Annotated in this window: 16 protein-coding genes; 3 read left to right on the top strand and 13 right to left on the bottom strand. The window is 60.3% G+C overall.

The window, feature by feature from the left end:
- Positions 1-2: 2 nt before the first annotated feature.
- On the bottom strand, positions 3-524 hold the full coding sequence (locus EJA72_RS24290) for a DUF3617 domain-containing protein (protein ID WP_157714434.1): 522 nt from the start codon (positions 522-524) through the stop codon (positions 3-5).
- 131 nt (positions 525-655) lie between these two features.
- Here EJA72_RS24290 and cls point away from each other — a divergent pair, with 131 nt between their 5' ends.
- A complete protein-coding gene (cls, locus tag EJA72_RS24285) occupies positions 656-2,095 on the top strand; it encodes a cardiolipin synthase (RefSeq protein WP_157714433.1) in 1,440 nt (479 codons plus the stop codon).
- Here cls and cfaB read toward each other — a convergent pair.
- The 5 genes from cfaB to hflK (EJA72_RS24260) form a co-directional block, all read right to left on the bottom strand.
- Positions 2,092-3,276 (bottom strand): C17 cyclopropane fatty acid synthase CfaB, encoded by a 1,185-nt coding sequence (gene cfaB, locus EJA72_RS24280; protein WP_157714432.1) that lies wholly within the window; start codon positions 3,274-3,276, stop codon positions 2,092-2,094. The genes cls and cfaB overlap by 4 nt on opposite strands.
- Before the next feature lie 191 nt (positions 3,277-3,467).
- A complete protein-coding gene (locus EJA72_RS24275; RefSeq protein WP_157714431.1) occupies positions 3,468-5,378 on the bottom strand; it encodes a cation-translocating P-type ATPase in 1,911 nt (636 codons plus the stop codon).
- The gene (gene hflK, locus EJA72_RS24270; RefSeq protein WP_157714430.1) at positions 5,375-6,433 is read right to left on the bottom strand and encodes a protease modulator HflK; all 1,059 of its coding nucleotides are present in this window, start codon (positions 6,431-6,433) and stop codon (positions 5,375-5,377) included. Before hflK (EJA72_RS24270) ends, EJA72_RS24275 begins: the two co-directional genes overlap by 4 nt.
- Complete coding sequence (gene hflC, locus EJA72_RS24265; protein ID WP_157714429.1) at positions 6,430-7,470, bottom strand: protease modulator HflC; 1,041 nt, start codon at positions 7,468-7,470, stop codon at positions 6,430-6,432. Before hflC ends, hflK (EJA72_RS24270) begins: the two co-directional genes overlap by 4 nt.
- Positions 7,467-9,425, bottom strand: coding sequence for a protease modulator HflK (gene hflK / locus EJA72_RS24260; protein WP_157714428.1), 1,959 nt, complete (start codon positions 9,423-9,425; stop codon positions 7,467-7,469). Before hflK (EJA72_RS24260) ends, hflC begins: the two co-directional genes overlap by 4 nt.
- Positions 9,426-9,640: 215 nt before the next feature.
- Here hflK (EJA72_RS24260) and lpdA point away from each other — a divergent pair, with 215 nt between their 5' ends.
- Positions 9,641-11,041, top strand: a complete 1,401-nt coding sequence (lpdA, locus tag EJA72_RS24255; protein WP_157714427.1) for a dihydrolipoyl dehydrogenase — start codon at positions 9,641-9,643, stop codon at positions 11,039-11,041.
- 22 nt (positions 11,042-11,063) lie between these two features.
- On the opposite strand, the gene EJA72_RS24250 is transcribed toward lpdA, so the two are convergent.
- Positions 11,064-11,537 carry an Lrp/AsnC family transcriptional regulator gene (locus tag EJA72_RS24250; protein ID WP_157714426.1) on the bottom strand — a complete coding sequence of 158 codons (474 nt, stop codon included), beginning with the start codon at positions 11,535-11,537 and terminating at the stop codon, positions 11,064-11,066.
- Positions 11,538-11,682: 145 nt separating this feature from the next.
- On the opposite strand from EJA72_RS24250, the gene EJA72_RS24245 reads away from it, so the two are divergent.
- A complete protein-coding gene (locus EJA72_RS24245) occupies positions 11,683-12,312 on the top strand; it encodes a LysE family translocator (protein ID WP_157714425.1) in 630 nt (209 codons plus the stop codon).
- On the opposite strand, the gene EJA72_RS24240 is transcribed toward EJA72_RS24245, so the two are convergent.
- The 6 genes from EJA72_RS24240 to glmS form a co-directional block, all read right to left on the bottom strand.
- Positions 12,313-14,433: a hypothetical protein gene (locus tag EJA72_RS24240; RefSeq protein WP_157714424.1), complete on the bottom strand. Its 2,121-nt coding sequence runs from the start codon at positions 14,431-14,433 to the stop codon at positions 12,313-12,315. It lies immediately after the preceding gene.
- On the bottom strand, positions 14,420-15,616 hold the full coding sequence (locus EJA72_RS24235) for a DUF3142 domain-containing protein (RefSeq protein WP_157714423.1): 1,197 nt from the start codon (positions 15,614-15,616) through the stop codon (positions 14,420-14,422). The genes EJA72_RS24240 and EJA72_RS24235 overlap by 14 nt, the downstream gene beginning before the upstream one ends.
- A gap of 161 nt (positions 15,617-15,777) precedes the next feature.
- On the bottom strand, positions 15,778-17,808 hold the full coding sequence (locus EJA72_RS24230; protein ID WP_157714422.1) for a pyridoxamine 5'-phosphate oxidase family protein: 2,031 nt from the start codon (positions 17,806-17,808) through the stop codon (positions 15,778-15,780).
- Positions 17,809-17,872: 64 nt separating this feature from the next.
- The gene (locus EJA72_RS24225) at positions 17,873-18,499 is read right to left on the bottom strand and encodes a glutathione S-transferase family protein (protein ID WP_157714421.1); all 627 of its coding nucleotides are present in this window, start codon (positions 18,497-18,499) and stop codon (positions 17,873-17,875) included.
- A 133-nt stretch (positions 18,500-18,632) separates the two neighbouring features.
- Positions 18,633-19,529, bottom strand: coding sequence for a LysR family transcriptional regulator (locus EJA72_RS24220; RefSeq protein ID WP_157714420.1), 897 nt, complete (start codon positions 19,527-19,529; stop codon positions 18,633-18,635).
- 76 nt (positions 19,530-19,605) lie between these two features.
- Complete coding sequence (glmS, locus tag EJA72_RS24215; RefSeq protein ID WP_157714419.1) at positions 19,606-21,438, bottom strand: glutamine--fructose-6-phosphate transaminase (isomerizing); 1,833 nt, start codon at positions 21,436-21,438, stop codon at positions 19,606-19,608.
- Between the last annotated feature and the right edge of the window lies 1 nt (position 21,439).

Here is a 21,439-nt window from a genome sequence, read left to right as displayed (position 1 = left end):
GCTTATGCTCTTGGTTTAACCGTCCCGCAATCCTGACCCAACCACACGGCGCGGCTTTCGAGGCTGCCCTTCTGCTGGATACCGGTGGCGTTGAACGTGCCGTTCACTTTGGTGGTGAATTCACGGTCACTGAGGAAAGTGGCGACACCGGCCCCTTGCGCTTTCGGACAGCTGAAACGGAATTTCCACTGATTGCCGGTGCGGTCGGTGATCTCCTGCTTGCAGCCCGACTGCGGGTCAGTCAGCGGAATGTTGTCCGTCTTCACCTGCTCCGGCGTGAGGCATGCCCGAATCCCCTTGCCGCCCATGGTGATGCCCTGCTTCTCCAGCTGCGCGCGCTGCTCCGGCGTCATCTGGCTCTGCAACTGACCCAGGATCAGTTGAAGGTCCGGCAGGTTCTGGTCATCGACCTTCATGTTGCTGGTGGTCAATTCCCACAAACCCGGCTGCAGCATCTGCGCCTGAGCGGCCACAGGAAGCGCTAAACCAAAAGCCACGGCCAAACCCAGCAGACGAACGTTCATCGAGTAACTCCTGATCAGTAGTGGCCGTTAGACGTCAGCTGGCAGCATCGGTTCATGGGCCAATTAAATAGCGACATTCTGCACGGAACATGGTCTGTTAAGCACTGAATCTTCAGGAGCAAGGCTGCCCCATGGATTATTTTGGACCACATATTTTCGGCTACACCATTGCACTGCTGCACACGCTGGGCATGATCGCCGCCATCCACGCCGTGCTCACCGTCCGCACCGCCCAGGGCTCTATCGCCTGGGCCCTTTCGCTGGTGTTCATCCCCTACCTGACGCTGATTCCTTATCTGGTCTTCGGTCGCAGCACCTTCGATGGCTACATCAAGGCACGGCGAATCGCCAACGAAGCCATGCGCAAAGCCATCTCCGAATTGAACTGGCGCCCCTGGGTAGAAGAGGCGCTGACCGCTCGTGCTTCCAATGCCTACGCTTCTTTGAGGGCCATGCCAAAGCTTGGGCGCATGCCGTGCCTGGCGAATAACGAAGTGCGGCTGTTGATCAACGGCCAAGCCACGTTCGAGGCCATTTTTGAAGCGATCAACAGCGCCAAAGAAGCGGTGCTGATCCAATTCTTCATCGTCCACGACGACCGCCTCGGCCAGCGCTTGCAAACGTTGCTCCTGAAAAAAGCCGCTGAAGGCGTGGCCGTTTACTTGCTGTACGACCGTATCGGCAGCCATTCCCTGCCCCACGGCTACGTGCAGACGTTGCGAGATGCCGGTGTCGAGGTCAAAGCCTTTGCCACCCGCAGCGGCTGGCTCAATCGCTTCCAGGTGAATTTCCGCAACCACCGCAAGATCGTGGTGGTGGACGGCGTGCTGGGCTTCGTTGGCGGGCACAACGTCGGTGACGAATACATGGGCGAGAAACCACCGTTGGCACCGTGGCGCGATACCCACGTGCAAGTACGCGGCCCGGTGGTGGCCTGCATGCAGGAGTCGTTCGCCGAAGACTGGTTCTGGGCCGCCCGTTCGTTACCACCGCTGATCTTGCCGGACGTCTACCCGGACGACGGCGTGCTGTGCCAATTACTCGCCAGCGGGCCGGCAGATGCCTACGAAACCTGCTCATTGTTCTTCGTCGAAGCCATCCATGCGGCGACAGAACGGGTATGGATCACCAGCCCCTATTTCATCCCCGATGAGGCGGTCTTCGCGGCGTTAAGGCTGGCGGTGCTACGCGGCGTGGATGTGCGATTGCTGCTGCCGTCACGGCCTGACCACCGAATCGTTTACGCCGCCTCCAGCCTGTATGCGTTTGAAGCGGTGCGCGCCGGCGTGCGGGTATTCCGCTACCAGCCCGGTTTCCTGCATCAGAAAGTGGTGTTAATCGACAGCGAAATCAGCGCCATCGGCAGCGCAAACATGGACAACCGTTCGTTCCGGCTTAATTTCGAAGTGATGTTGCTGACCGTGGACAGCGCGTTTGCCGCCGAGGTCGAGCAGATGCTTGAAGACGACTTTGCCCAGGCACACGAAATCGCCAAGGAAGAAAGCCGGGAGACCCACCGACTGCAGCAGGTCGGCATGCGGATCGCCCGGCTTATTTCACCGATTCTCTAAGGGTTATAGATGTCGTCACGCGTCCAGGGCAGTTCATGGCTGCCATCGGGATGGGTTTTCACCGCGAGGATCTGGTGCAGATTGATCCAGCCCTTGGCGAACGCATAGGCGCATCCCGCCAGGTACAGCCGCCAGATCCGCAAGGCTTGCTCTGGCACCTGCCTGGCGGCAGCTTCCAGATTGTCTTCAAGACGCTCGCTCCAGTGGTCCAGGGTTCGCGCGTAATGCAGGCGCAGGCTCTCGACATCGACGATCTCCAGTCCCGCTTCGCTGATCTCGGCGGAGATCATCGACAGGTGCGGCAGTTCACCGTTGGGGAACACGTACTTCTCGATGAAGTCACCAGCACCGCGCCCTACTGGGCGGCCGTCGGTGTGCTTGGCGGTGATGCCGTGGTTCATCACCAGGCCGCCCTCTTTCACCGCGCCGAACAGGGTTTTGCAGTACTCCGCCAGGTTCGCGTGACCGACGTGTTCGAACATGCCGACACTCACCACCTTGTCGAAACGACCGTCCTGCGGCAGATCTCGGTAGTCAAGCAGCTGCAGTTCTACCAGGTCGTCCAGCCCCTCTTCCGTCACCCGTTCACGGGCCAAAGCCAGTTGCTCTTTACTCAGCGTAATGCCAAACACCTTCGCGCCGAACTCCCGCGCGGCGTAACGTGCCAGCCCTCCCCAGCCGCAACCCACATCCAGCAAATACTCGCCGGGTTGCAGCCGCAGCTTGCGGCACAAGTGACGAAATTTGGCTTGCTGGGCTTGTTCAAGCGTCTCACTGCCGGTCTCGAAATAGGCGCAGGAATACGCCATGTCGCTGTCGAGCCACAGTTGATAGAAGGCATTGGAGAGGTCGTAGTGGTAGGAAATCGCTTTGGCGTCGGTTTCCTTGTCGTGAACCACGCGAACCGGCTGACTGTCCTCATCTGCAATCAGCGCCTGGCTCCATTCGTCACAGACGCGGATCACCTCGCTGATAGAGCCTTCCAGCTCGAGTTTGCCTTCGACGAACGCTGCTCCGAGGGCGTCGAGGCTGGGATGGGTAAACTGGGAAACCATTTGTGGGTCCTTGACCACAATAGTGACGCTGGGCGTCGGCCCCAGATTGAATTCGTGGCCGTCCCAGAGTCTCAAGCGAAGCGGTAACTGCAGATTCTGTAAGGCCGGTGGAAGTTGCGCGAGCATGGAAAGTCCCCCTTGTTTCAGACGTCTGGAGTGAGGGTAGACCATCTTTGAAAAATAGCCGGCTATCGATTTATTAGCCGTTTTCTATAATCCGCAGCGTTGCAAAAAACCACTGCGAATTCACGGAAATGACATGCCCTCAGAATAAATGACTACAAACACGGCGCGCAGTTCTGAAAAGTTAAACGCGTTCAGTTTTCGTCTTTCAGCTTGAGCAAGGGCTCCTGAAACCGCAGCAAACGCCCCGCATTGCCCAGCACCAGCAACGTACTGAAGTTGTGCAGCAAAGCAGCAATCATCGCCCCCGCTGCACCGAGCCAGCCAAATGCAGCAAAGGCAACGATGGCCAGCGTCCAACCCAGCCCGATGATCACGTTCACCTGCAACGTCTGCCGGCACTGACGACTCAACCGCACGCAGGTTCCGAGCCGACGCAAGTCGCTGCCAATCAACACGATGTCGGCCGAGGCCAAGGCGATATCCGCCCCGCCCGCGCCCATGGCCACACCGACCACGCCAGCCTTGAGCGCCAGCGAATCGTTGATGCCGTCGCCCACTACCATCGGCCGGAAGCCACTGCCGATTTCCTTCAATACACGATTGAGTTTGTCCTCAGGCAACGCCTGGGCTTCGACGTCGCTGATGCCGACATCCCGCGCCAAGGTGTGAGCGACACTTTGCCGGTCGCCGGTGAGCAACAACTGTCGCCCCAACCCCAGCTCACGCAGCTCTTCCAAGGCAAATCGCGCTTCAGGTTTGACGCTGTCGGCCAGCAACAGCCAAGCCAGAAATTCATCGTTGAGCGCCAGGCCGGCAATGGGGCCATCGTGCTCGGGAACAGGGGAAGTGACGATACCCAACTGCGCGAACAATTCCGGCCGACCGAGCGCGGCCTCACCCTGTTCCGTCATTGCCACCACACCCAATCCCTGACGCTCGTGAATGTCCGAGAGCAGCAGGAAATGTTCCTGAGCGACCAGCCCGGCGAGCGCACGACTCACCGGATGGCTGCTGGCAGATCCAAGACTGGCGGCGAGTTTCATCAAGTCACTGTGGTCTTCCAGCGGGCTGTCGATGGATTGCAAACGCAGGGTGCCGAATGTCAGGGTCCCCGTCTTGTCGACCACCAGCGAAGTCAGGTCCGACAGCTCTTCGAGGAACGCCGAACTACGGATCAGAATCCCGTGACGAGCCGCCACCGCCACACCGGCAATCGCCGTGGCGGGTGCGGATAACACCAGCGCACATGGACACGCCGCCACCAGCACCGCCAGCATCGCTTGCGCGTCGTTGGTGATGAACCAGGTCACGGCGGCCAGCAGCAACACCAACACCATATAGCTACCGGCATAACGCTCCAGCAGACGCGTAATCGGCGGCTTCGAACGCTCGGCGCTTTGCATCAGCGCGATGACTTTACCGAGGGTCGATTCGTTACCCGTGCGCGTCACTTCGATGCGCAACAGGCCGTCGAGGTTGATCGCCCCACCGAACACTTGCATGCCGACACCCGCTTCGATCGGAACCGATTCACCCGTGATTGATGCAGTGTCCAGGCTCGCCTGGCCAGACAACACGCGACCATCCGCTGGCACTCGATCACCCGCGCGCACTTCGACATGGTCACCCGGTTTCAGGGTCCTGTTGTCGACTTCAACGATGGAGCCGTCCGCCTGAACCTTACGCGCATGACTCCGGGTCAATTTGCCCAACGCGTGAATCGCCTCTTGCGAACCGATCACGCTGCGCTCTTCCAGCACGTGGCCGAAGATCATGATGATGGGCAGCAATGCCGCCGTGAGCAAATCCCCGGTCGCCCACGCACCGAGCATCGCGAGGGCGATCAACTGGTCAGTGATGCCATGCAAACTGGGAAAGCGCAGGCTGTACCAGGCCGAGCGCATCACCGGGACGGCGACCAGCACCGAAGCAAAACCCAACATTAATTGACTGACCCCGTTCTGCTCCGGCGCCAGCCAGCGCCAAATCAAGCCGAGCGCCAACAGGCCCAGGGCTAGCATCGCGAGGGTCAGCTGGCGTGCGGCACTGCGCTGTTCCGCTGAGGACAAGAGGCTCGGTGCAGCGGCGGTTTGTGCGGTCATTGAGTGGCTCCCTGAATGATCAGGCGGGAATCGTCTTTCGGATTGACCGTGGTGACCGAGCCGGCCTGACCGAGAATTTTCGGCATCCGCTCGCGGTAAATGCGCAACAGCATTTGTGGGTCGGTGCCCTGCTGTTGTGCCTTGGCCAGACTCAACACGGTTGCCGTGTCGGCCGAGGCTTTGGCCAGGCGTTCGCTTGCCTGCGCATGGGCCACTTGCAGCGCACGGTCGGCTTGTTCGTTGGCCGTCTGCGTTACTTTCTCAGCTTCGGTGCGCGCATTGGCCACAGCTTTATCCGCCTGCTGGCTGGCCGTCAAAACGGCATTGAAGGCATTGACCGCAGGCCCGGGCAAACTCGATTGCACATCAACCCGCCCGACTTCGATTCCAAGTCCTTGACCAGTCGCCTTCAGTTCGGCCAGACGTTGATTGATGCCTTGCACCAAATCACCGCGAAGTCTTTCACGGCGCTCCGCTGCCTGATTATCGGCGCCGATCAATTCCGGACGCGCGACCAGGATTGTGTCGAGATCACGCGCGGCCGTGAGTGCCACCGCGCTGCGGGTGACCAATCGATCTAGCGCTGGCAGCACATGCTCGCCTTGAAGAACGAAGGCATAGGGCTCAGTCACCTTGTAGAACACGCGCACGTCCAGTTGCACCACACCCGCGTCACCCGTCAGCAGGTAACCCGATCCGGCGAGTGCATCGCTGATCGGTGTGGCGAAACTCGCCGCTCGATCGGCCTGCACCGCATCAGCCGTTCGTAGCAAGTTTTCCACGCGACGCTCGATCACCCGATCTGCCGCCGGCAACAAAACCACCTGCTCAAAGGGGCTCGGCCAAGCCAATAGCAAACCGGCATTTTGAATTCGATCCAGTGCGCCAAAGTGCAAAACCACCGCCCGATTCTGCGGATCGATCTGCCGTACATTGGAGAACACCCAAGCCAATGCGGCCAAAACGGTCACCGCGTATAACGCGAGAAACGCCAAACGCCCGGCTTGAATCCAGGGGCTGCTTAACCCGTTTGTTCCACGTGGAACCAAATTCATGGCTGCGACCCGGGCTTGTTATCGAGCGCCGGCGGCCCATCAACCAACACCCGGAACGGCGCCGCATCAGTACGCAAAATCAGTTTGGTGCCAGGCGTGACGATGGTGCCCAAGGTGTCGAGTGAGCGCAGCAAGTTGTAGAGCTGCGGCGAACCCGCATAGGCACGGCCGTAAATCTGCGCGGCTTCGACACGGGATTGCGCCTCGATGTCGGCGGCTTTGACCGTGGCATCCGCCTGCACGATTCGCGCATCGCGTTCGGCGGCGGAGCGGATTTGCGCCGCCTCGCGCTTGCCGATGGCGGTGCGTTCGGTGGCGATTGTTTCACGCTCGGCGCGCATGCGATCGACCGTGGCGGTGAGCGTGACTGACGGCAAAGTAAGACGCTCAATGCCGACTTGCAGCACGCGAACACCATAAGTGGTCAGCAACTGCTGATCGATTTGCTGACGCAGCTGGGCCTCGAAGTCGGCGATGCGCACCTGACTGGCATCGGTATTGACCAGGTTGGCCAGATCAAAACTGCTGGCCGTAGTCTCCAACGCCGAACCGACAAACGTGCGAATTTGCCGCGCCGCTTCATCTGGCTGATTCTGCACCGCGCGCATAAAGCGCTGCACGTTGTCCGGATCGCCCTGCACCTGCCAGGCCACATACGCCTGAACGATAATGCGCAAACCATCCCGCGTGCCCACATCCTGCAAGCCGCTGGAGGTGGTGCGCAATCTCAGGTCGACGGGGATTGCCGCTTCAAACGGTGCTGGCCAACGCCAGCCAAGGCCGGGCTCAAGCAATACGCGTGACGGGTTGCCGAAGCGTGTGATGACCGTGGCTTCGCCTGATCTGACCTGCACCAGACTCGCCGCCGCGACGGCGAACGCCACCAGCAATGCAGCCCAACCCATGCGTCGCCACGGAAATGGGCCCGCGTCTTGTGGATCGCCATGGTGGTGATGGTGATGCCCATGGTGATGCCCGCCATGACCATGATCGTGGCCAGTGTGGTCGTCGTGATCGTGAGTGTGCGACTGGCTCAATTGGCAGCTCCTGGCTGAGCGGTTTTACGCGCAGGCGATGGGTCGGCCGGCAGCGTGAATGTGCGGAGGTCGATGGTCGGCGCGTTGCTGCTGCCGCCCAATCGATGATCGAGGACCAGCAACTTGGCATTGGCCAGGCCCTGGGAAAGTTGGCTGAGGTATTGCTCAAGCACAAAGGCCTGGCCGGCGCTGGCGTAGGCTTTTTGTTCGGCGCTGAATCTCAAGTCGGCCGCTTGGGCGGCGGCGTTGATTTCCCGCGCGCTGGCCGTCGCTTGATCGCGAGCGATACTGGCCTGCAATTGTGCCTGGTTGGTCGCTTCCGCTGCGGCACCGCGCTCGCGGGAGATCAATGCCTGAGCGCCAATTTGCGCCGCTTGCACACCGTGATACGCATTGGCAGCCCCCGCTGGCGGGTGAATGGCCTCCACCACGGTGGCGAGAATTTCCACGCCGCTGTCGAGTTTTTTCAGGTCCGTCTGCACCGCGCGGCCGATCTCTTCCGCCAGCCCTACCCTGTCCTCCCCGAGCAAACCATCGAGTGTTCTCGAGGCGAAATCGTGAACCAGAATGCGGCTGGCGGTGCTGCGAATCAGCGTTGGCACATCAGCACTGTTGTAGGTGGCAGCCAGCGCTTCCTGATCCGTCAGACCTATGCGGTAGACGAAGCGCACGTCCATGTTGACGATCTGGAAGCTCTGCTTGTTGGCACGGCTGCTGGCGATGACCTGGGATTTGTCATTCACATGGCTCGCGTCCCACAGACGATTGGCAATCGCCGGCGCCGGCCCTTCAGCCGGTTCGGCCACGATGGGCGCGGAGGCTTCGCCGACGCTGGTGGCCAACTCATGGACGACGCCATTCTCGACACTCAGCACTCGGCCTAACGGCCATGGCAAACCTGCATGCAGGCCGGGGCCGAACACTTCCACCGGTTTGCCGAAGCGCTCGTAGATTCCTCGCCCTTGCATGGGGATTTCGTGAATCCCGGTCAACGACCAACCGACGATGGACACCACCGCCAACACCGGCACAAACGCCCGCCGCATGTACGTGATGGCCCAGATCTGCCGCAGGTCGATGCCGAAGCGGTTGTGCAATTCGTGCTGCAATACCAGCAAAGGCTGCGGGGGCCAGCGCAGCATGTCCGCGACGAAGCTTCGCGCCAGCAACGCTGGCTCGAGTTGTTCACGCCGGGGACTGAATAGTGACAGTACTGCGCGCAACAACAATTCGACGGCGACCAAGCCCGGCAACACGCCAATCAACACGGCCAGTCGCACCGGCCAGACCGAGTTTTCGTTGCCGAATAACAGGCACATCGCACCGAATACAAGGCAAATGATCGCCACTCGGCTCAGTTGTGCCAACGCCGAGGCTTCAGGCCATTGCGCGTTGTTTTCCTGGGCCAGTTGCCGCTCCAGCACCAGCAAACCAAAGGCCAGCAATAATGAGAGCGCAGCGCCGACGGAGGCCGAAAGGCCCAACGCGGCGGGCGGCAGGGCAAGGTTCCAGGTTTGTTCGATGCTCAACACTGTCAGCGGCGCCCAGGCACCCAGCCACAACGTTGCCGGACCGATCTGACCCAGCACGTTGACCCATCGCTGACTGATCCGATCCAGTAACCGTTCGTACCAGCCCACCGGGGCAACTACTTCCTCAGTATCAACTTCCCGCACGACCGGATTCATCGCCCGCGCGCGCCACTGGGTGATCCATCCCGCCGATTGCAAACCAGCCATCAACACCAGCAAGCCGGCGCTCTGATTGACCAATAAAGCCGGCCACAGCGACTGCGGTGCAAACAACCCGACAAAAAACGCTAACACCCAGCCCGAGGCCACGAGAGCGCCCAGGCCAATGGCGAGCTGACGTAATCGTCTTCCTTGAAAAATCGCCTGCTGGAAACGCGGCAGCTCGGCTACGTGCGTCCCATCGACATCGAGATCGACTTGCATACCACCCCAGTGATTATCGTTGCTCAAAATGCATTTCGTTACGGTATAACGAAAGTCGTGAAATTTCCGTTTTTAAACGCGCTATCTAAAGGTGCTCAACCTGTCGTTTACCTGAAGCCTTGACCGAAATGCCTCGCAACGCACATATTACGTTCGTAATTTTCTTCAGGAACTACTTTTACCCATCCAGTCTTTTCCCATCCAGGAGTACATCCATGAGCACCTATGACGTCGTGATTCTGGGCGGTGGCCCCGGCGGCTACAACGCAGCCATCCGTGCTGGCCAACTGGGGTTGAAAGCGGCCTGCGTAGAAGGACGCTCCACCCTCGGCGGCACCTGCCTGAACGTGGGTTGCATGCCGTCCAAAGCATTGCTGCATGCCTCGGAGCTCTACGACGCAGCCATGGGTGCTGAATTCGCCAACCTGGGGATTGAAGTCAAACCTACGCTCAATCTCGCGCAGATGATGAAACAGAAGGATGAAAGCGTTACCGGGCTGACCAAGGGCATCGAGTTTCTGTTTCGCAAAAACAAGGTCGACTGGATCAAGGGCTGGGGGCACATCGACGGCCCGGGCAAAGTCACCGTGACCGACAGCCAGGGCGGCAAGACCGAACTGATCGCCAAGGACATCATCATCGCCACCGGTTCGGAGCCCACTCCCCTGCCCGGCGTGGAGATCGATAATAAACGCATCCTCGATTCCACGGGCGCCCTGTCGCTGGCTGAAGTGCCCAAACACCTGGTGGTGATTGGCGCCGGCGTGATCGGCCTGGAACTGGGTTCGGTATGGCGGCGCCTGGGTGCGCAGGTCACGGTCGTAGAGTTTCTCGACCGGATCTGCCCGGGAGTGGATGCCGAGGCGGGCAAAACCCTGCAGCGCTCCTTGAGCAAACAGGGCATCAACTTCAAGTTGAGTTCCAAAGTCACCCGCGCCGTCGCGTCCGATGCAGGGGTGCAGCTCAGCGTCGAACCCGCTGCCGGAGGCGCCGCCGAGGTGCTTGAAGCCGATTATGTGTTGGTGTCCATCGGGCGTCGGCCTTACACCCAAGGCTTGGGCCTGGAAAACGTCGGCCTCTCGACCGACAAGCGCGGCATGCTCGCCAACAAGGGCCATCGCACCGAAGCGGCCGGCGTCTGGGTGATCGGCGACGTGACTTCAGGGCCGATGCTCGCGCACAAGGCCGAAGACGAGGCGATGGCCTGCGTGGAACAAATCGTTGGCAAGGCCGGCGAGGTCAATTACGACTTGATCCCTAATGTGATCTACACCAAACCGGAACTGGCCAGCGTCGGCAAGACCGAGGAGCAGCTCAAGGCAGAAGGCCGTGCCTACAAGGTCGGGAAGTTCCCCTTTACCGCCAACAGCCGGGCGAAGATCAACCACGAAACCGAAGGCTTCGCCAAAGTATTGGCCGATGAACGCACCGACGAAGTGCTCGGCGTACACCTGGTCGGCCCGAGCGTCAGTGAAATGATTGGCGAATATTGCGTGGCCATGGAGTTCAGCGCTTCCGCCGAGGACATCGCGCTGACCTGTCATCCACACCCAACCCGCTCCGAGGCGTTGCGCCAGGCGGCGATGAATGTGGAGGGGATGGCGACGCAGATGTAATCCGACGAAGGGGGCACACGGCCTAGAGCGGCAAATGCTCAAGCGGTAATGCCCCCGGCGTCTTCACCGTGTGAATCGCAAAGTTGCTGCGGATGTCACTCACCCCTGGCAGTTTCAACAAACGTCCCGTCAGGAAGCGGTCATAGGCGCGCAGATCCGGCACCACCACTTGCAACAGAAAATCCGATTCCCCTGATACCAGGAACGCCGAAATCACCTCCGGCAACGCCGTCACCGCCAACCGAAAGGCTTCGGCCTGTTCATCGTTGTGGCGTTCAACCTTGACCCCCACGAACACGGTCAGCCCGAGCCCCACTTCATCGCGATCGAGATTCGCCTGGTAGCCCCGAATCACCCCGGCCTCTTCAAGCATCCGCACCCGGCGCAAACACGGCGACGGCGACAAGCCGATTTCCTCAGCCAATTGCACATTGCTCAGGCGACCGTCCCGTTGCAAGGCGGCGAGAATTTTTCGGTCGTAGGCGTCCAGTTTCATGACTTGGCAGATCCTGATGGTTTAGCTGTAATAACGTAGCAGGTTATGCCAATCACAGAAGCTTTAGAAGCAAACTACGCAACCACCTGCCTTGCCCTTCCGCCCTAGACTGCCTCTACCACATCGACAACGAACGGGGTGCAACATGGCAGGTCTCTGGCTGTTTTTCATGGCATTGGCGGTGGTTTACCTGTTGCCGGGCCCGGACATGATCCTGCTGTTGCAGACAGGTGCCCGTCACGGCAAACGCGCGGCGTTGGCGACGGCGGTGGGTTTGGGCATTGCGCGTGGCTGCCATGTGGCACTCGCGGCGCTAGGGCTCGCGGCGTTGTTCAAAGCGGCGCCCTGGACCTTCGAGGTTGTTCGGCTGGCCGGTGCCGCGTACCTGTTGTGGATCGGCATTCAATGCCTGCGAACCACGATGCTGCCGGCGCTGAACAATGCAGAAGTAAAACCCGCAGACACTCACTGGCGCGAAGCAATCCAGCGCGGTTTGCTGACCAACCTGCTCAATCCAAAAGCGCTGTTGTTTTGTTCGGTGCTGTTGCCACAGTTCATCGACCCTCATGCCGGGCCAGTGCTTGCGCAATTCGCGACCCTTGGCGTGGTGCTGGTCGGTGTCGGTTTGCTGTTCGACAGCGCGTATGCCTTGACCGGCGCCGCACTCGGCCGCTGGCTGCAACGCAGTCCATCGGCTCAACGCCTGCAGCAATGGTTGTTCGGCAGCCTGTTGATTGGCTTCGCAGTGCGCCTGACCTTCGTTCAACAGGCGTGATCAAGTCCGCGTTTTGCGCTTGTGACGATTGATCAGCACCAGTGCGAAAGCGGCGAGCAGCACAGCACCGCCTATTTCCAGCCACTTTTTGTAGGGCCGCAACAATGCGCGAATCGGGCTCAACGCCTGGGTCACGTAACGCTTGTCGGCATTCTGGAAATCCGGATAAGGGCAATGCTCACCAAAGAACATCGCCCAATCCACGTAGGGGCCTTCTTTGACATAGCGCTGATAGAACGCGCTCTTTTCTTCCTGCCCGCTATTCCACCCCGTCGCGGCGCAAAGCACGGCTGCAAAGGCCTGGCTGGTATGAGGCAAGTAATCGGCAGCACGACTGGCCAATGCATTCGCGGCATAACGGTAGTGGTAACGCAGATCGGGTTGGGCGGCGCTGGCCTGCTGGCGTTTGACTTCCTCTTCAGCCACCAGGGGACCGACCTTGAGCTCGCTGCTTTCAAGACTGTAATTGCCACCGAAGGTCGCGTAATCCGGGGACATTTCGTAACCCAACAACTCCATTCCGTTGAAGCGGGCCAGGGTCGCCGCGTTGTAGTACGCGAATGCGCGCTTGCTCGGCCACCATTTCGATTCGGCGTCACGGCGCAATTCCCCATACCACCGGGCCTGGTGTTGCAGCGTCGTATTGTCGAAATACCCCGGCGCTTCGTCGTAGCGCTCTTCACGCAGCAAACGCCGCCCGAGCAGGTCACGCAATTTCGCCGCCACCGGCAACGGCACGTAGTTATCGCGATCCTGTTGGGTCTGCGGTGGCGGCGCCGGCACTTGAGTGTCGACGTAATGTTTGAGTTCATCGACGGTCAGCACCCGCTCGGCGACTGTTGCGGCGTCGAACCAGTAAATGCCGTTGCTGCGATACAACTGATCGAACGCTTGCAGATAGTCTCCGCGTTGCAACGCCAGGATCGCGCTTTCGCCCTCGACCCGGCACTTGGGCTGGAGTGTTTCAAAATCCCAGGCTGGCGTGCGCCGCTCCCCCCATGATTCATTCTGCGGGAAGGCTTGCGCAGCCTTGGCATACGCGGCGGCGGCAGCGCCTTTATCGCCGTCGCGCAGCGCCAGTTTTGCCCGCAACCACCACGCCAGACCACCCTCGCCCGCGTGTTCAAGGAAGGCGTTGGCGCTGGCGTAATCGCCCTGTTGATAACTCACCGCCGCCAGTCGATCAGCATTATCGAGGCTGCCACGGGTGCTGTTTTGCAGCAGTTTGATCAGTTTCTGTTCATTCGGCGGTTGATCACCGAATGACCAGCCGAGTCGACTGATCAGCGAAGCCGTGACCAATTGCTGAACGGGTTTGCCCTTGAGCAACCCGGCTAATTGCTCCTCTGGCATTGCAGCCAGATCGTTCATCAACAGCTTCAGCGAGGTGTAGCCCACCGCCGAACCCTGCAGGTTTTGCGTGGCATAGAGTTCGATGGCGCTGTCCCAATCACCGGCCGTACGCGCCACGCGCGCTTCTTCGCCAAGGCTGGCAACCCCCAGTTCCATGGGGTCACTGAAGCCATCAATGCTCAGCTGACGGGTCTGCTCAAAGGCCTGACGAGCCTGACTGAACAGGTCGGCGCCAGCATCCGCTTCGGCACTCATGGCAAACAGCGCTCGCCCCAATGAGTAAGCGGCCCACGTGCTGCGCAACAGTCGTTCCCCGGCCGGCAGCGCCAACACTGCGTGGAAATATTCGGCCGACAGCGCATGATCACCGGTATTGAACGCCGCCGCGCCCGCCAGGTAGAACCTGAGTTCATCGGGTAACGTCGCGCCCTGTTCTTCAACCTGATGAGGATCAGTCAGCTCACGAAGCTGTTTTACGAGCGCTTGCTGCTCGGCCGTCAAACCAACCTGCTCGGCGTTGCTCCGCTGTTCAGCATAATCGGCGGCCTCCGCGTAAGCAGCAGTCTGGGTGATGGTTTTCAAACCAACGATGGCATGCCCGAGACGATTGACCTCGAAGTTGAAGTTCCCTTCCGGCAGCTCCTCCAGCGACTGTCCCCGATTGTCGAGCAGACGCATGGGGAAATCCGGCCCGCAGGCCAACGCCGAACCCATCGGCAAGCCGAGGCTCAGGCAAAGCAAATGGCGGGGCCAGTTACGGATGAACATTCGAACCTCCTTGATCAATATGTGCACAGCGCGCCCAACCGATGGCGCGTTGTCCGCCGGCCGGCAGTCGACCGTCGCGCAGGCGGGTGAAGGTAAGCAGATCGGGGCTCTGTTGCAATGCATAACCGGCCAGTGCATCGGCGCCATCACAATCCCGTACCGCGAGGGTCAGCCGCTCGGGCCAAGCTGTGTCGAGATTGCCCCGGTTGCTGACGCTGATATCAAACAGGCCTTCATTCGACGAGAGCTGCACGTTCAGGTGACTGTCGAGCGCATCGCCCCTTGCGACCGCACGCAGAGTCGTGAGGCTCCAGGCTCGTCGATCATTGGGCAGCGGCAGCCGAAACCAGATCAGGCCGGCCAGATGAGGTGGTGGATCGTTGCGTAACGCGCTGGCCAATTTACTCAGTTGGTGTGGGTCGGCCAGCAACTCCCTACGCTCACCGACGTGTTCGACGGGCACTTCGCTTTCCACTTCTGGCACGCCGCTGACCCGCGGCAACAGCGCCACGCCATACGCCGGCAGCGCCAGGTAAAAAGGTTTTGAAGTGATGCGGCTCCAGGCGCTGGCCCATCTTCTGGCCTGATCCGGGTCAAACAAACCGCGACGCGGATCGTTGACGGCGTGCACCTGCAGCACGCTGCTGTCGACTGTGGATAACAACGATGGCAACTCTGGGCTGTCGAGCCAGGCCGGCAACGCGGTGATACTCAGCGGCATTGATGCCGGCAGAACAACCCGCAGGTGTGTAAGAAATTCGCGGTAGGCCGGTAGGCGAGCGTTACCCGCATCGTGGTCGATTTCCACGCCGGCGAGCTGCAGCCCCAATCCTTGCCAGTCGCTGAGCAGTTGTTGAATCCGTGCGATGACATCGCCCTGATTCAGCGACTTGAGCTGGCCATCAAGGCGAATGACCGCAATCAGCGGCCGACCATCCTGTTTGAGCAGCGCCGGGTCGATTCGCGCCGGACTCCACCCAGCCTGCGGGAACGCCTGCAAGGCCAGGACCCGCACGGTCGAAAAATCCGCGCGACTGTCCTTGAGCGCGGCTTCGTGGGCGGGTGTCCATTGCCGCTGCCAGACGTAGAGTTGCTGATCGAGCGCTGGCCCGTCGTGTCGTTCGCAACCGGTGAGCAGCACCAGCGCTGCCAACAAGACAGCTAGGCGAGCGAGAAAAACCATAAAGCTCCTTGAATAGAATCAAATCCCTTGTAGCAGCTGCCGAGCCTGCGAGGCTGCGTTCGGCTGCGCAGCAGTCGTAATTCTGGGTACACGGTTTATCTGAAACACCGCGGCGTACCATTCTACGACTGCTTCGCAGCCGAACGCAGGCTCGGCAGCTGCTACAGGTCCAGCACCAAAGGCTGCGAGCCCTGTGCCGGAATCGCACAACAAATCAGCACATGTCCGTCGTCCGGCATTTCCGCTGGAGGCTGCGGATAATTCACCTGGCCGCTGATCAGACGCGTCTTGCAGGTTCCGCAGGAACCACCCCGGCAACTGAACTCCGGACGCAAGCCTCGGCTTTCCGCCAACTCCAGCAAACTGCCGCCATCGGGTTGCCAGCGGGCTTCCTTGGCAGAACGCTCGAACACCACCGGCACTGACGTGGTGGCGGCTGGGGGTTGCTCAATGACCACTGCATCCGGATCTGGCTGGCGGCGCAACGTCGAGGGGCCAAATGTTTCGGCATGAATCTGTGAGTCACGGATGTCCAGTTCCCGCAGACTGTCGTACAGCCCTTGGGTAAAACCTCCCGGGCCACAGAGGACAAAATCCAGCTGATCGTAGTCCTCAACCTCAAGCATGGACTTGAGCAATTCAGTGTCGATACGCCCGGTCAGGTCGAAATCTTCGCCCTCCAGCACGCCGGGTTCCGGCTGACTGAGTAGACGCAGGACTCTCACGGAGCCACCGGCGTCCTCGATCAGGCGATCCAATTCGGCACGAAAAGGTTGATCGGCCAGCGTGCGCGAACTCTGGAAAAACCATGTAGGCCGAATGGACCGGGTCCGTAGGCCCTGGTACACCACCTCCCGCGCCATCGAGAGCAAAGGCGTGATGCCTACGCCCGCCGCCAACAACACCAGCGGACGACGTTCATGGGGCGCCACGGTGAAGTGACCCTGCGGTGCACGGGCCTCCAGCAGATCTCCGACACGAAGCTGGTCATGCAGGTGCGAAGACACCAACCCTTCACGCTTCACACTGATACGGAAAAAATCATCCGACGGCGCACTCGACAGGCTGTAAGTGCGGATATGCACGTCACCGCCAATGTTGAACCGCAACGGCAAATGTTGACCGGCCTGAAACACGGGCAACCCGGCGCCATCGGCCGGCTCAAGATAAATCGAGAGAATGCTGTGGCTCTCCGCTTCGATCCGCGTTACCCGCAGCGGCCGCCAACGATCACCCAACGCCTGGGCTTGCAGCCGGGCATTGGCCTGCCCCCAGGTGCCGGTCAGCAAACTGGTGGGCGAAACACCGTCGAAGCGCCAGCGCAGGGCTAATGCTGCGGGTCGACGTACCACGTGTTCCACGTGGAACGTCCACAGACGCTCGGCGCCTTGAAAGGCTTCGACCTGTGGGCCTTCAAGAATAATTTCCGTGCGACCGCTGAGGTGCAGCAGGTCGCCCGAGTTGAAATCGATAAACAGCAAACCCGCCCGGGGATTGATCAGCAGATTGCCCAGGGTATTGAAGAACAGGTTGCCGGCGAAGTCCGGGATAGTCAGGCGATTGCCTTCTACCTGTACGAAACCGGCCTGGCCACCACGGTGTGAAACGTCTACCGAACGTTGGCCATCGACATCCACATAACTGGCGACAAAAAAGGTGTCGGCTCCGGCGATCATCGCCTGGGCCGCTTCATCCAGTGTGTTGAGATGCTGTGCGATGCGGGTCGCAGAGTCGGCCAGCGGTACGGAGCGAAACTGGCGCAATTGAATGTATTGCGGGCAATTGCCATAGGACTGTTCGACCGTGACTTCAAAGCCCTTGCTCGTCACTGCGCCCACACGACCATTGAGGCGGTTGCGACGCCGCGTGTGCAATTCGATTCCCAGCAGGCCGATGGCTGCGCCATCGTTCAACTGTGCCGGATCATCCGCCCCCGGCAAGCTATTGAATTGCAGCGCCCCGGGCACGGGTGAGTGAGCGAAACCCGGAGGCCCTTCAAGGATGCTCGCCCAAGGATTACCGTTGACGTCCACCGCGCCGTACAGCATGAACGGCAGTTGCTCATAGAATTTACGATGCTGGTCCGGCATCTCGGTGCGAACCACTCTGCGCCCCAACGTCTCCATTCGCTCGGCAACGCCGACGTGCTCCTGCAACTGTTTTTCGCCCGCGTGCCAAGGTGAACGTTCCATTACGGCTTCTCCCCCCGCGAAATTCGCGCAGTGTGAGGGGCCCGACAATGTCGGGCCGTCAGCGTCAGGCAGTTTTTTGCAGGCCGGCCACCGTGCGCGGCATGCCGACGAACCCCGGCAAGGCTTCGATGCGCGCCAGCCATGCCCGAATGTTGGCGTAGTCCTCAAGCGACACATTGCCTTCCGGTGCATGGGCGATGTAACTGTAGGCCGCGACGTCGGCAATGGTCGGCTCGCTACCAACCAGAAAAGCCGAACCCGCCAGTTCATGATCAATCAATTTGAGCCAGACGTGCGAGAAAGCGATCACCTCTTCAGCGTTATACGCCGCGCCAAACACCGTGATCAGCCTGGCTCGGCCGGGACCAAAGGCAATCGGTCCGGCCGCCACCGACAACCAACGCTGTACCTTGGCCGCGCCGAGCGGATCGGCTGGCAGCCAGCGACCGTTACCGTATTTTTGCGCCAGGTACACCAGAATCGCGTTCGAGTCGGCCAGCACCACGCCTTGATCATCGATGGCCGGAACCTGCCCGAACGGGTTAACCGCGAGAAACTCCGGCTGTTTGTGCGCCCCCTTGGCCAGGTCGACAAAAATCAGCTCCGTGGGCAGCTGCATCAGGGACAGCATCAGCTCCACACGGTGAGCATGGCCGGAACGTGGGAAGTTGTAGAGTTTGATCGCTTGCATGGTCGACTCCGCTGAAGGGTGGCGCTGCTCAGGTGTCAGCGCCGATGGAAGCCATCATCTACCCATCCTCAAAACAACAGAATAACCAGCAAACGCAATCGATTATTTCAGCTGGTGCAATAAACCATCAGTGCTACAAATCTGGGTGCTGACGCAGCGCATTCACCGCAAAATCTACAAAACTGCGAACCCGCGCCGGGGCCTGGCGCCCGCCTTGATACACCACGTGTATGGGAAGAGGCGGCAGTTCGAAGTCGGCGAGGATGATTTCCAACTCACCTGCAGCGACTTTACTCGCCACCTGATAAGACAGGACCCGGGTGAATCCCAGGTCCAGGCTCGCGGCAGTGATGGCCGCCTGATTCGCCGTTACCACGAGTCGCGGCTCCGGTCGAACGTTGACCGGCTCTCCCGCGTCTAGAAATGGCCAGGTGCGCTGCTGGCCAATGGCAGACGTTGCAATAACGGGGGCTTGCGCCAGATCCTGTGGATGACGGGGCCGCCCATGTGTCGCCAACAGCCTCGGCGAACCACACACAACTCGTCGCACTTCACCGACATGAATCGCATGTTGATTGCTATCGGGCAGTTCACCGATGCGCACTGCGACATCAATGCCCTCCTCGACCATGCTGACCACTCGATCGACCAGCAATCCGTTGATGCAGACCTCAGGAAATTGACTCAGATAGCCGACCATCAACGGGGTGACGAACAACTCCCCAAACAATACTGGCGCGGTAATCGTCAGTTGCCCACGAGGATGAGCGTGGCTGCCTGCGGCCGAATCCTCCGCTTCCTGCACCTCAGAGAGAATCCGCCGACAGTCTTCAAGATACCGCTGACCCGCCTCGCTCAAATGCACACTGCGCGTGGTGCGCGTCAGCAACAGCGTGCCAATGCGCTTCTCCAGCGCCGCCACCGCCCGCGTGACACTCGCCGCCGACATGCCCAAACGCCGCGCCGCCGCCGAAAAGCCCTGCTCTTGGGCGACGACAGCGAACACCTGCATTTCCTGGAAACGGTCCATGGGCACACCCTCAATCAGAAAAAAAAATCGCAACCATTGGCTGCGATTCTTTATGTTTCGATCACCTGTGGATAACTTATTCCACCGTCACCGACTTCGCCAGGTTACGCGGCTGATCGACGTCGGTGCCCTTCAGTACAGCGACGTAGTACGAGAGCAGCTGCAGCGGGATGGTGTAAAGGATGGGCGACAGGATGTCGTGGATGTGCGGCATGTTCACCACATGCGTCCCTTCCCCGTTGGTCATGCCGGCTTGTTCGTCTGCGAAGACCACCAACTGACCGCCACGAGCCCGGACTTCCTGGAGGTTGGACTTCAACTTCTCCAGCAGTTCGTTGTTTGGCGCCACGGTAACCACCGGCATATCGTTATCCACAAGTGCCAATGGGCCGTGCTTCAGCTCGCCGGCCGGATAGGCCTCGGCGTGGATATAGGAAATTTCCTTGAGCTTGAGCGCGCCTTCCATGGCCACCGGGAACTGCGCTCCCCGACCAAGGAACAGCGTGTGGTTTTTCTCGGCGAACAGCTCAGCGATTTTTTCGACAGTGCTGTCCATTGCCAAGGCTTCACCCAGACGAGTTGGCAGGCGACGCAATTCTTCGACCAGGGTGGCTTCGACGCCTTTGGCCAACGAACCGCGAACCTGGCCCAGGGACAGCGTCAGCAACAGCAAACCAACCAGCTGAGTGGTAAAGGCTTTGGTCGAGGCCACACCGATTTCACGACCGGCCTGAGTCAGCAGGGTCAGATCGGACTCACGCACCAGCGAGCTGATGCCGACGTTGCAGATGGCCAGGCTGGCAAGGAAGCCCAGTTCCTTGGCGTTACGTAGCGCGGCCAGGGTGTCGGCGGTTTCGCCGGACTGGGAAATGGTCACGAACAGCGTGTCGGGCTGGACCACCACCTTGCGGTAGCGGAATTCGCTGGCGACTTCGACCTGGCACGGGATGCCGGCCAGTTCTTCGAGCCAATAGCGAGCGACCATCCCGGCATGGTAACTGGTACCACAGGCGACGATCTGGACGTTGCGCACCTTGGCAAACAGCTCGGCGGCCTGCGGACCGAACGCCTGAACCAGCACGCCATTGGCGCTCAGACGACCTTCGAGAGTGCGTTGCACAACCGCCGGTTGCTCGTGGATTTCCTTGAGCATGAAGTGGCGGAACTCGCCTTTGTCGGCGGCTTCGGCACCGTCGCGGTACTGCACGGCTTCGCGCTCGACCGCCTTGCCGTTGACGTCCCAGATCTGCACGCTGTCGCGGCGAATTTCGGCGATATCGCCTTCTTCAAGATACATGAAGCGGTCAGTGACCTGACGCAGCGCCAACTGGTCGGAGGCCAGGAAGTTTTCCCCCAGACCCAGGCCGATCACCAGCGGGCTGCCACTGCGGGCGGCGACCAGGCGATCTGGTTGATCCGCGCTGATCACGGCCAGGCCGTAAGCACCGTGCAGTTCTTTCACGGTGGCTTTGAGGGCTACGGTCAGATCGCCAAGATCCTTGAGTTTGTGGTTCAACAGGTGGGCGATGACTTCCGTGTCGGTGTCTGACGTGAACACGTAACCCAGGGCTTTCAGTTGTTCGCGCAGGGCTTCGTGGTTCTCGATGATGCCGTTATGCACCACCGCCAGACCGCCCGAGAAAATCGGGTGGGCGTTGCGTTCACACGGAGCGCCGTGAGTGGCCCAGCGGGTATGGGCGATACCGAGTCGACCGATCAGTGGCTCGGCGGCGAGTGCCAGTTCCAGCTCACTGACTTTCCCAGGACGTCGAACGCGTTCCAGCTTTTCGTCATTGGTGAAGACCGCCACGCCGGCGCTGTCATAACCACGGTATTCCAGGCGCTTCAGGCCCTCGAGCAGGATGGCGGTGATGTTACGTTCTGCGACCGCGCCAACAATTCCACACATG

The sequence above is a fragment of the Pseudomonas sp. PB120 genome, assembly GCF_009761815.1.
Classification (GTDB): domain Bacteria; phylum Pseudomonadota; class Gammaproteobacteria; order Pseudomonadales; family Pseudomonadaceae; genus Aquipseudomonas.
The sequence above is the reverse complement of the archived record's forward strand: the minus strand, read 5'-3'. Positions and strand labels throughout refer to the sequence as shown.

What these genes read in the sequence shown, in the direction of transcription:
- cfaB (WP_157714432.1), bottom strand. Translation starts at nt 3,276, where the DNA reads ATGCTCGCGCAACTTCCACCGGCCTTACAGAATCTGCAGTTACCGCTT.
- EJA72_RS24225 (WP_157714421.1), bottom strand. Translation starts at nt 18,499, where the DNA reads ATGCAAGCGATCAAACTCTACAACTTCCCACGTTCCGGCCATGCTCAC.
- EJA72_RS24275 (WP_157714431.1), bottom strand. Translation starts at nt 5,378, where the DNA reads ATGACCGCACAAACCGCCGCTGCACCGAGCCTCTTGTCCTCAGCGGAA.
- EJA72_RS24220 (WP_157714420.1), bottom strand. Translation starts at nt 19,529, where the DNA reads ATGGACCGTTTCCAGGAAATGCAGGTGTTCGCTGTCGTCGCCCAAGAG.
- EJA72_RS24250 (WP_157714426.1), bottom strand. Translation starts at nt 11,537, where the DNA reads ATGAAACTGGACGCCTACGACCGAAAAATTCTCGCCGCCTTGCAACGG.
- lpdA (WP_157714427.1), top strand. Translation starts at nt 9,641, where the DNA reads ATGAGCACCTATGACGTCGTGATTCTGGGCGGTGGCCCCGGCGGCTAC.
- EJA72_RS24230 (WP_157714422.1), bottom strand. Translation starts at nt 17,808, where the DNA reads ATGGAACGTTCACCTTGGCACGCGGGCGAAAAACAGTTGCAGGAGCAC.
- EJA72_RS24245 (WP_157714425.1), top strand. Translation starts at nt 11,683, where the DNA reads ATGGCAGGTCTCTGGCTGTTTTTCATGGCATTGGCGGTGGTTTACCTG.
- EJA72_RS24235 (WP_157714423.1), bottom strand. Translation starts at nt 15,616, where the DNA reads ATGGTTTTTCTCGCTCGCCTAGCTGTCTTGTTGGCAGCGCTGGTGCTG.
- glmS (WP_157714419.1), bottom strand. Translation starts at nt 21,438, where the DNA reads ATGTGTGGAATTGTTGGCGCGGTCGCAGAACGTAACATCACCGCCATC.
- cls (WP_157714433.1), top strand. Translation starts at nt 656, where the DNA reads ATGGATTATTTTGGACCACATATTTTCGGCTACACCATTGCACTGCTG.
- EJA72_RS24290 (WP_157714434.1), bottom strand. Translation starts at nt 524, where the DNA reads ATGAACGTTCGTCTGCTGGGTTTGGCCGTGGCTTTTGGTTTAGCGCTT.
- EJA72_RS24240 (WP_157714424.1), bottom strand. Translation starts at nt 14,433, where the DNA reads ATGTTCATCCGTAACTGGCCCCGCCATTTGCTTTGCCTGAGCCTCGGC.
- hflK (WP_157714428.1), bottom strand. Translation starts at nt 9,425, where the DNA reads ATGCAAGTCGATCTCGATGTCGATGGGACGCACGTAGCCGAGCTGCCG.
- hflK (WP_157714430.1), bottom strand. Translation starts at nt 6,433, where the DNA reads ATGAATTTGGTTCCACGTGGAACAAACGGGTTAAGCAGCCCCTGGATT.